The organism is Sphingomonas sp. Leaf30 (assembly GCF_001422525.1).
GTDB classification, from domain to species: domain Bacteria; phylum Pseudomonadota; class Alphaproteobacteria; order Sphingomonadales; family Sphingomonadaceae; genus Sphingomonas; species Sphingomonas aerolata.
This window is the reverse complement of record NZ_LMKZ01000002.1, coordinates 144,062-152,579: the sequence shown is the minus strand read 5'-3', so window position 1 is coordinate 152,579 and position 8,518 is coordinate 144,062. Positions and strand designations below refer to the sequence as shown.

Genomic DNA, 8,518 nt, shown 5'->3' with positions numbered 1-8,518 from the left:
GGGACCGGCTGTGAAATGCGCTTAGGCGAATGCGATCTTCGCCTGGCGACGACGAACGCGCATCGATGAGCCGATACCGCCGATACCGAACAGCATGATTGCCCAAGTACCGGCCTCGGGAACTGCTGCCGTCGGCTCAAAGGTCGCGGTGCCGGCATAGGAGCCGTTACCACGCGAGAGGCCGTTCACGACGATCTGGTTCGTCGCACCTTTTGCGATCGCCACGGTGTTGATCTCGAAAAACTCGGCCTTGCCGACAACAGTCTTTGACGCTGCAAAGCCATTGATGAACACCGACAGGATATCAAGATCGGTCGGGCTGAAGAACCGCGTGGTGCTCGTGCTCAGCGTACCGCTAGCCAGGCCGGCCTGGTCGATGATGAAATTGAAGGTATCCGTGAATGTACCACGCTTGATGCCCGCCCGGCCGAAATCTGCCGAAACGGTACCATTCTTTATATCGCCGCTGACTGTGAACTCCGGGTCGTTCGGAGTGAAGTTAATTGCGTGAGCCGCTGGGGCCATCGCGAATGCGGATACGAATGCCATTGTCGAGAAAAGTAAACGCTTCATGATGGTCTCTTCTACTTGATGTCTAACAATAAAAGTAACGGGGGCCATAGAGATAAGAAAACTGATATATTGACCGGAAAACGGCCACCACCTAAACACTGTGCGGTTTCGGGACAGTCGTGCCACCGTGCGCGGAGTTCGATAAGCGTTAATAAACCGCGCGGCCGGATCGTCTGTATCGGGGTGAATATTGCGCCGTCGAAGTGTGCAATAGATCTTGTTCTCTCATGGTTAACAGGACAAGCAGTTTGACCCAACTATCCAATATTTGATGACGGGCATGCTGTTCATCCTGAGACATCCAAGCCCCCCCGATTCACGTAGTTTTCCAAATTATTCCGCGCGTCATTCCGCCCCGCGATGGCAAACAGGTTGAGAACAAATACGGAACAATGTAGCTCAGATGCGATCCTAATTTGCTGCACGGATGCGCCCAATGAGAATGCAGACCCCACGAGTTCGATTGCCCGAGCTTGCCAAAGAGCAGGGCAGGAGCCTCGCCAGCCTTTCGACGATGAGAGGGCGAAGCGCCGCCTATTTGAACCAATTCGTCACCCGCGGTTCGCCGCGACGCCTGCCGGAGGAGGAGCGCCGCCACCTCTCGATCGTGCTCAACGTCGACGAGCGGGAACTGGGCGCGCGCGATCCCTGGTCACCGGTCTGTGGTGTATAAGAGCCTCCGGACGCTGTCGGACTGCGCGAGACAAGGTGCTTTGTTGCGTATCAGATGCGGCTGCGGCCGGGAGGTCTGGAAAGCACCCGCTGAGTTCACAATGCCAGGACCCGCGCGCTTCAAGGTTAGAGGGCACGTCGCAATTACCGTTTTAGCTGAACGCCTGATCTGTCGATCCGGTCGGAAAGGCGCGGCCATCGCCGTCGTGATTGATCCGCCCGTGCCACCAGAGGTTCCCGCGCTCGACTTTCTCCGCGCCGATGACCGTGAACGGAAGCGAATGATACGGATCGCGAGAGGTTAGCGCCTTGCATCTGGGGGAGGCTGACGGTTGTTCGCCAGCTCGATCCTGATGCCGACAATGGAGGTTGTCAGTTCGTCCATGAAGATAGTTTGCCCGAATCGCTTGGGCGCGCCTAGGCTTGAGATATGTCCGAGCCCCTTCACGCTTCACCCCTCTTGTCCGAATTGCAGCGGCTTCTGGCTGCGCAGCATGCGATCGCGTTCATGCCGACCCCGCCGCTGGACATGTCGATCGAACCAATGGATGCAGACCCAATGTCGGCAATCGCAATTGTCGACTTCCAGCAGCAGATTGGTGAGCTGGCTGTCGAGGCAACGGACGAGGACCTGATCAAGGCCTATAGAGAAATCGATGGCGAACGAGGCGGCTTGGATGCTGAAGTACTGCTTGCCGAGATCGCGCGGCGTAACATCGACATATGATGAGCGACCGCGACGTGTGGGTGACGGCCGGGGCAATCGTCGCTGAGCACGGCACCCTAACCGCAGACTATATCAACGAGCAGCTTGGTGACGTCCTCGGCAATCGCGTGGCGGTCGAGGGCTGGCGCCGGGTCGCTGCCGCTGTCGATGCGATAACCGACACCAATCTTCAATGACGGTTCGTGAATTAGGCGCACACGTCGCTTTCTTGATAGGGTTGGTGAGTCTAGCCGCGTTGAGCCGCTACACGCTCACCTCCACGGAATCTCGTTGGCAGATTGCCGCGTTCTGGTTGGTCGTCGTTTGCGTAGAATGGTACGTGAAGCCACGTGTGGGGATAAAGCCTCAATGGTTTCTAGCGCTTTCCACTTGCGCCTGCACAACCAGTGCGATCATCTTGGTTCGCTGGCATATTAAAGGCCTGTGCCCTCATACATGGCCGCAATGCCCCAGTCCTACGGCAGGAGTACTGCATTCCTTCGGGATCTGAACCAGCCTCAAAAGATCTAGCCATTAGAGGACCACCGCGTTGAAAAACGCAGATCGCATAGCGTTCATTATCCTTGTGTTCTTCTTGGCGGCGTTGCCGTGACAGCGTTGCAGTATCTGCCGGAAAGCTGCCTTGAACGATCGCGCTCACCTAGCCTGATCATTCGCTTCCGAGTATGCGCCGGAACGCCGCAGCTGCCGGACGATCCCGGTGAACGAGGCTGTCACGCTCTGGCTTCGGCCGATCTCGTTATCCTGCTGAGCACCTTCAGACAATATGACGAGCGGCCAGCGCTCGGGACAGTGATGCTAGAGACAGGGCAGGCTGATCTGTGGCTGTGGACGGCATAAGGAGGTAGACGTCGACCAGTTCTCGGGGTTGGAGGCTGTGCAGTCGATGACCGCACCTCCGGTAACACGGCTCCGCCAGCGACATGGTATCGCTTTACGACCGCCCGTACCGGTGCATATCCGCAAGCCTATCTCGCCGGATTTCGAAGTTTTCTCCAGGCCGACGCCCATGCCGGTTACGACGCGTTCTATCGAGGCGGCGTCACCGAAGTCGCGTGTTGGGCCCATCTGAGGCGCAAGGTGTTCGACATGCACGAGCGGGTTGCCACGCCGCTGACCACCGACATTCTCGAACGCATCGGTGCTTTGTACGGCATAGAAGCCGAGGTTCGTGGCAGGCCGCCTGACGTGCGGCTAGCGGCGCGGCATTACCGGACGAAGCCGCTGGTCGATGCGCTACGCGACACACTCGACGCGGCACTCCGCCGGCGCCAAAGTCCGACATGGCCAAGGCTATCGCCTATGGCACGAAGCGATGGCGCGCTGTGCCGCTTCCTCGATGACGGACGCCTGGAGATCGATAACAACATCGCCGGACGAGCGTTGCGCGGCGTCGCCGTCGGACGGCGGAACTGGCTGTTCGTCGAAGACGGGCGGCGAGCGCGCCGAGCGATCTACACCGTCATCCAGACCGGTAAGGCCATCGGCGTCGACCCGCAGGCCTAAATCACCGATGCCATTGGAAAGATCGCAGCTGATTGGCCAGCCGCGCTATCGCACGAACTCATGCCCTGGAACTGGGATGCACAAACCGTAAAGCCAGTGGCGCGAGCCGCATAATCCGCGGCCTGCCAGTCACGCTTACTATACAATCTCGCTAACCGCTGCACTACCAAATACTTCTGGTAAATATCCGTTCATAACGACCTTCCTATCTGCCGGCGCAGTCATGACCAACCGGCACCTAGCTCAAGCGGGCAACTCAATATGGTTACGATCTTATTCATCTTGCTTGTTACCCGTAGCTTCAAAAATATAGCTATAAGCCTACGTTCTAATCGAGACTGATTACCAGATTTTTCAGATAATGGCGGCGAACATGAAAATACTGCAGTATCTTACAACTACTAGCGCTATTGCAGCGGGAATAGCTATGGCAGCGTTGGCTGCAGCAGCAGCTACTACAGTAAATCCGCAGCCTCAGGCGACGTTTGCTCAACCGATCGTCGTGATAGCAGGGCCTTCAACCCCACTGTCTCAGACGGCGCCGGCCGTGACACCAGTAGCTGCAACGTTCTCGGCTGCGATCGCAGCGCCGCGTCGCGACCCTATCTTATTCAACAACGGGAAACCAGCCAACGGCGCAACGTGGTTTGGAGCCACGCTGGGGGATGGCAAAAATACCGGGAGCGGCTGGCCGAAGACCTCCGACATGCAATATATGGTCGACCTCGGGGTGAAGGCTATACGGCTCCCTATCGCTCCACAGTACTGCCTGAACGCCGACGGCACCCTCAACACATGGGTCGTCAACACACTCGCGGCGGATATCAAGTTCAACATGAGCCGCAACGTCTCCACTGTCCTGGACGCGCATACCTACCTGCCATTTACCGACCCTGCTGTCGCGAGCTTCTGGTCCCTGTTTGCGCCAGCCATAGAAAAAGCAATAGGTGGGGCAACGCCGTTGTTCGGAATTGAACTGACAAACGAGCCGGGCAAGAGCAGCAAGGATCTAAACCTTTGGACAGAGCCCCTGCGCAAAACGATCAAAGCCATCCGCATTGCTGGATATAAGGGTTATATTTTCGCGGGTGCCGGCGACTGGAACAACATGACATTCCTGCCGAGTGCATTGGTAGAGGTCGAGCGCACCGGCGGGATCACAGCAATGGATCCCCTCAACCTTACGATATATACCGGTCACGACTACTGGAATAAAGACAGTAATCTCGGCAAGACGCGAAACGATCAAGGTGAAGCTGTTGATGGAAATATCAACATTGCTAAGCGGTATGATCCAGCATTGAGAGTAGCGCGCAGGATCGGCGCGAAGGTCGTGATGAGCGAGATCGGTGGAGGAATCTCTCCAGATGGTCCGCTGCCTGCATTCAATGGCATCGGAAAGAATGGAAAGCAGCTTCAAGAGGAATACTTCACCTACGCCAAGGCTAATCAAGACGTTCTTATCGGCACATGGTTCTGGATGGCGGGTAAAACGTCGGTTGGGTACCGCCACAAGATAGAGGCCGGCAATCCTCATACGAGGTCGCTTCAGACGTTTTGGAAATCGAGCTAAGTGAAAGTGATCGGGCTTGACTCATGCATGCCCACCACGGCCTTGGGTCGGCCCTCAGGGAGTAATCACCCACCCCCTTGCGGTTGAGCAAGATCGTTGATTTGAAGGGGCTAAGGATCGTCCCGATCTCGAGCGCCTGGGCCGCGACGAGTTGATCGAACTGGTGCTGCGCCTGTAGCGCCCTGCGAAGACGTCGCGGACATCGTCGAGGCCGCCATTGACTGACCGCAAGGAGCGCCGAGAGGCATCGCGGCCAGCGATGGAACGCCAGGGCATGAGAGACATAGCCGGATACTGAGCGAGGCATTCGATCGCGCGATCGATCATCGTGCGGGTACCTGCACCGGCTGTTGCGCGGCACTACCAACCGATCTGGTCGCCGAGACGGTAAGCGAGCACTATGCGGTCGAACTGCCGCCGATCACGCCGGTCGTGGAGCGCCACAAGCGGCTGGCGGCTCGCTGCCGATCACGCGAAATGCGCAGCTTCAGGGGGCGTTTGCCGATCTGTTCGGTCTGACGTTCAGTCAGGGCGGTATGATCAATATGCTCCGCCGTGCGCAGGCGTAATTTGCAGGTCGCCGCGATGAAGCTGTATCGAAGCTGCGTCAGGCAGGTATTGTCCGCTTGGATGAGTCCGGGGTGCGCATCGGAGGCAGCAATGCATAAGTCTAGCGTGTGACTATGGTCGCATCTGTCGTGACAGCGGGCTCGGCCCGCTCGACGGCAATCGGTCGCTGAACCTAACCGAAGAGAGTTATCTTCCCAGCGACGAGGCGCCGAGCTCGGGAAAAACGCCCGGCTCTTTCGAACCGGGCGCCTTAATCACTTGTTTTGCTTGTCGAGGATCCAATAACGCATTTTCGGTTCCCTTCTATACTAGTTTAAATGCCGCCCTTCGGCCTTAACTATGTTTCATGATTAATATTTCATTAACGTGAACGACGGGCCACACTGTGACGTCAGGATGACGATGCGACCTCTTTTTAAGGCAGATTGTCCAGCGAGTGCAAATTACTCAAACTGCGGGATGCTGGCTACCGGTTCCCGCTTCCAAATGCGTCAAAACCTTTCGGCTTTACCCGCATCATTTCCACACTTTACGCCCGGCCGAACGCTAAGGCAGGTGCCGCTCGTAAGCCTGATGCAGCTCGTAAGCCTGATGCCCGAGAGGAGCGCAGGAACCTGATGCTCGGCGAATGGCGTCGGACGCACCACCTGGAAGCAGATTAGCGTCTGTTTTTGCAGAGCCACCCGATTGCCAGATCTTGCTCAAATATGTTAGCCAGGTTTTCTAGTCGCAGTCATGTCGTCCTGCAAGGGAATAAGATCGCTTCGCCTGTGACTAGACTATAATACGTATGAATAGGCATGCTGGTCCTTATCGATTTCTTGCAAATTTGATGAAACGCCCGGCTTTATCTAACCGGGCGCCTTAGTCACATCGCGTCGTAATAGCCTGCCTGCAACTTCGTCAAAGCAGCGTTGAACGTGCCGCCATTGGCGTCAGCATCCTTCGCACGGTCGCGGCCGTACTCGGTCTTACCCTTGGCGGAGAGCTTTTTATACCGTGCGTTCTCGGTATTGCTCATGGTTCTTCTTCTGATTTTGATGGTCCAAGTCGACAATGGTAAAGAGCCCGCAAAGCACTCGGCTCCGAGGATCTCTATAAGCCTCCCGATGACTTGATTATCGGGGGATGCGTGAAACGAAAGGATCGGGCGACCGCTGCAGCGCCATAGCTTCCGGGATTTCGACAGAAGCGGCGCAAGCAGCTGGGGTTACTCGACAAATAAGAAATTGATGTACCAGCCGCTCTCAGCGGCATCCCACGCGATCTGCGCGACGGGCGTCGGCCCCTGCCATGCTATCAGGCAGGGGCCGGACTGACGAAACTCGGTGTACCCGGTCATGGGCATCACCTCCTTCAATGTTGAATTATTAGATCCGTGCGAGATGCGGGTAGCGGCCAGCGAGCGCGCGGAGTGGGAGGTTATGCCTCAGAAGCCATGCGGATCTTGGAATGCGAGCGCGAGAGGCCGTCGCGAAGCTATGTGTTGCAGGGCGCGTGGCGAGATGCTTATTGCATGTCGACGTCCGACATGAAGCGGAAAACTCGACTGTTAGCTGCCTACACGACAGCTAAAACTAACATGTTAAGAGGAGGTCACTTTGGCTACTAGCGATCCCGATGAGACTTTCAACGAAGCGATGCTGGACCGCCGTTCTATAACGGACGTGGTCGCCGAGACTGGTGATCCTATGGGTCTACTTTTAAAAATTAGCCGTCATCCTGACCGATGAGCAGTGGATGACCACGCCGCCATTGATGAACGAAGCGTTTGCAAAATACAGCGATCTGCCCCCGGCAGTATAGCCCGTCGATGATTACGGTTTGCCGTATTTTATCAAGAAAGAGTTATTATGATTCAATGTTACCTGATAAATCTAGACCGCGCCCCGGCCCGGCTCGCGTTCATTTCTCGAAGGCTCCAAGCCTTGGGCATTCCGTACTCTAGGCTTTCGGCTGTCGATGGGAGCGCCATGCCAGAGAAGGACCGCACAGCATTTATTGCTTCCCGTCCTCGCGACGGGCGCACCTGGAGCGCTGGGCAGATCGGGTGCTTCATGAGTCATGTGAAGGCGTGGGAGAAAATTGCAGAAGGCTTAGAGCCTTACGGCGTAATAATTGAGGACGATGTTCATGTGTCCGATGAAGCTCCGGCGTTCCTGAAGAGCCCGAACTGGATCCCAGCCGACGCAGACATCGTACGGCTTGAAAGCACTGGGCAGTGGCTCAAACTCGGGAAGACCTCGTCCCGAATTGATGGTCGCGCGGTACGTCGTGTAAGGTCCACCGCCTGGGGCGCTGGCGCTTATGTGTTGAGCAAATCGGCCGCACTAAAGCTTTTGGCTGTGGAGCCGAAGCTACATTCTCCGGTAGATGACTTTCTGTTTAATTTTAAAAGTTCGGCAGTCGCGAAAGGGTTGACGGTCTATCAGGTTGCGCCCGCTCTTGTCGAACAAGACAAATTTATAGCAAACCAATCGGCATCGAAGGGCTTTGGAAGCGATATTGAGACGGGAAAGATATTTCAACGAGTTCGTGGCATAAGTGCGATGCTTCGATCAGTCGTCTCGGTAGCGAAAGGCAAAAGCCCGGTCAATTTTCGCTAAATGCGTATTTGATATTTCGACGTTAGCGATGGAATGCCTGCCGTCTCATTTACGATATGGCAGGCGGGTCCACGACTTATCAGGACGTACTAGGCGCTTACCGCTCAGCCCAAAAACTGTGGAGCGCCTTCGTATTTGGATTGCCCGCCTCGACCTTGTGGCGATATTCTGCCTTCACCTTGCCTGCCATCCAGAACCAGCTTCCGAGCAACACATCCTCGTTGGCCTTGGCGAAAGCAAAGTAGTCAGCCATCAGCGCGGCACCATCCTTGCCTACTCCATTGTAAGCCC

The 8,518-nt window shown here is 56.3% G+C and carries 9 protein-coding genes and 1 pseudogene; 6 read left to right on the top strand and 4 right to left on the bottom strand.

What is annotated here, in order from left to right; all coding sequences use genetic code 11:
- Window positions 1–21: 21 nt before the first annotated feature.
- Complete coding sequence (locus ASE89_RS07515) at window positions 22–573, bottom strand: FxDxF family PEP-CTERM protein (protein ID WP_168427595.1); 552 nt, start codon at window positions 571–573, stop codon at window positions 22–24.
- Between the two features lie 436 nt (window positions 574–1,009).
- On the opposite strand from ASE89_RS07515, the gene ASE89_RS07510 reads away from it, so the two are divergent.
- From ASE89_RS07510 to ASE89_RS07490, 5 genes and pseudogenes are all read left to right on the top strand, one after another.
- Complete coding sequence (locus ASE89_RS07510; RefSeq protein ID WP_056675668.1) at window positions 1,010–1,246, top strand: hypothetical protein; 237 nt, start codon at window positions 1,010–1,012, stop codon at window positions 1,244–1,246.
- Between the two features lie 429 nt (window positions 1,247–1,675).
- Window positions 1,676–1,972 (top strand): hypothetical protein, encoded by a 297-nt coding sequence (locus ASE89_RS07505; protein WP_056675666.1) that lies wholly within the window; start codon window positions 1,676–1,678, stop codon window positions 1,970–1,972.
- Window positions 1,972–2,148 (top strand): hypothetical protein, encoded by a 177-nt coding sequence (locus ASE89_RS07500; protein WP_156363354.1) that lies wholly within the window; start codon window positions 1,972–1,974, stop codon window positions 2,146–2,148. Before ASE89_RS07505 ends, ASE89_RS07500 begins: the two co-directional genes overlap by 1 nt.
- Window positions 2,149–2,881: 733 nt before the next feature.
- Window positions 2,882–3,478, top strand: a pseudogene (locus tag ASE89_RS07495) (IS66 family transposase); the annotation flags it as partial.
- A gap of 373 nt (window positions 3,479–3,851) precedes the next feature.
- Window positions 3,852–5,051, top strand: coding sequence for a cellulase family glycosylhydrolase (locus ASE89_RS07490; RefSeq protein ID WP_168427593.1), 1,200 nt, complete (start codon window positions 3,852–3,854; stop codon window positions 5,049–5,051).
- Window positions 5,052–6,489: 1,438 nt separating this feature from the next.
- On the opposite strand, the gene ASE89_RS20270 is transcribed toward ASE89_RS07490, so the two are convergent.
- Together ASE89_RS20270 and ASE89_RS21450 are read right to left on the bottom strand one after the other, a co-directional pair.
- Window positions 6,490–6,642 carry a hypothetical protein gene (locus ASE89_RS20270; RefSeq protein WP_156363353.1) on the bottom strand — a complete coding sequence of 51 codons (153 nt, stop codon included), beginning with the start codon at window positions 6,640–6,642 and terminating at the stop codon, window positions 6,490–6,492.
- Window positions 6,643–6,831: 189 nt separating this feature from the next.
- Window positions 6,832–6,963 carry a hypothetical protein gene (locus tag ASE89_RS21450; RefSeq protein WP_269082956.1) on the bottom strand — a complete coding sequence of 44 codons (132 nt, stop codon included), beginning with the start codon at window positions 6,961–6,963 and terminating at the stop codon, window positions 6,832–6,834.
- A 511-nt stretch (window positions 6,964–7,474) separates the two neighbouring features.
- Between ASE89_RS21450 and ASE89_RS19685 the strand changes: the two genes are divergently transcribed.
- Window positions 7,475–8,227 (top strand): glycosyltransferase family 25 protein, encoded by a 753-nt coding sequence (locus tag ASE89_RS19685; RefSeq protein WP_082451323.1) that lies wholly within the window; start codon window positions 7,475–7,477, stop codon window positions 8,225–8,227.
- Window positions 8,228–8,324: 97 nt separating this feature from the next.
- Here ASE89_RS19685 and ASE89_RS07485 read toward each other — a convergent pair.
- Window positions 8,325–8,518: hypothetical protein (locus ASE89_RS07485; protein WP_236701662.1), on the bottom strand; the 194-nt coding region annotated here is incomplete at its 5' end.

Excerpts from the sequence above, each read along its gene's own strand:
- ASE89_RS07515 (WP_168427595.1), bottom strand. The coding sequence starts at position 573 with ATGAAGCGTTTACTTTTCTCGACAATGGCATTCGTATCCGCATTCGCG.
- ASE89_RS07510 (WP_056675668.1), top strand. The coding sequence starts at position 1,010 with ATGAGAATGCAGACCCCACGAGTTCGATTGCCCGAGCTTGCCAAAGAG.
- ASE89_RS07505 (WP_056675666.1), top strand. The coding sequence starts at position 1,676 with ATGTCCGAGCCCCTTCACGCTTCACCCCTCTTGTCCGAATTGCAGCGG.
- ASE89_RS07500 (WP_156363354.1), top strand. The coding sequence starts at position 1,972 with ATGAGCGACCGCGACGTGTGGGTGACGGCCGGGGCAATCGTCGCTGAG.
- ASE89_RS07490 (WP_168427593.1), top strand. The coding sequence starts at position 3,852 with ATGAAAATACTGCAGTATCTTACAACTACTAGCGCTATTGCAGCGGGA.
- ASE89_RS20270 (WP_156363353.1), bottom strand. The coding sequence starts at position 6,642 with ATGAGCAATACCGAGAACGCACGGTATAAAAAGCTCTCCGCCAAGGGT.
- ASE89_RS21450 (WP_269082956.1), bottom strand. The coding sequence starts at position 6,963 with ATGACCGGGTACACCGAGTTTCGTCAGTCCGGCCCCTGCCTGATAGCA.
- ASE89_RS19685 (WP_082451323.1), top strand. The coding sequence starts at position 7,475 with ATGATTCAATGTTACCTGATAAATCTAGACCGCGCCCCGGCCCGGCTC.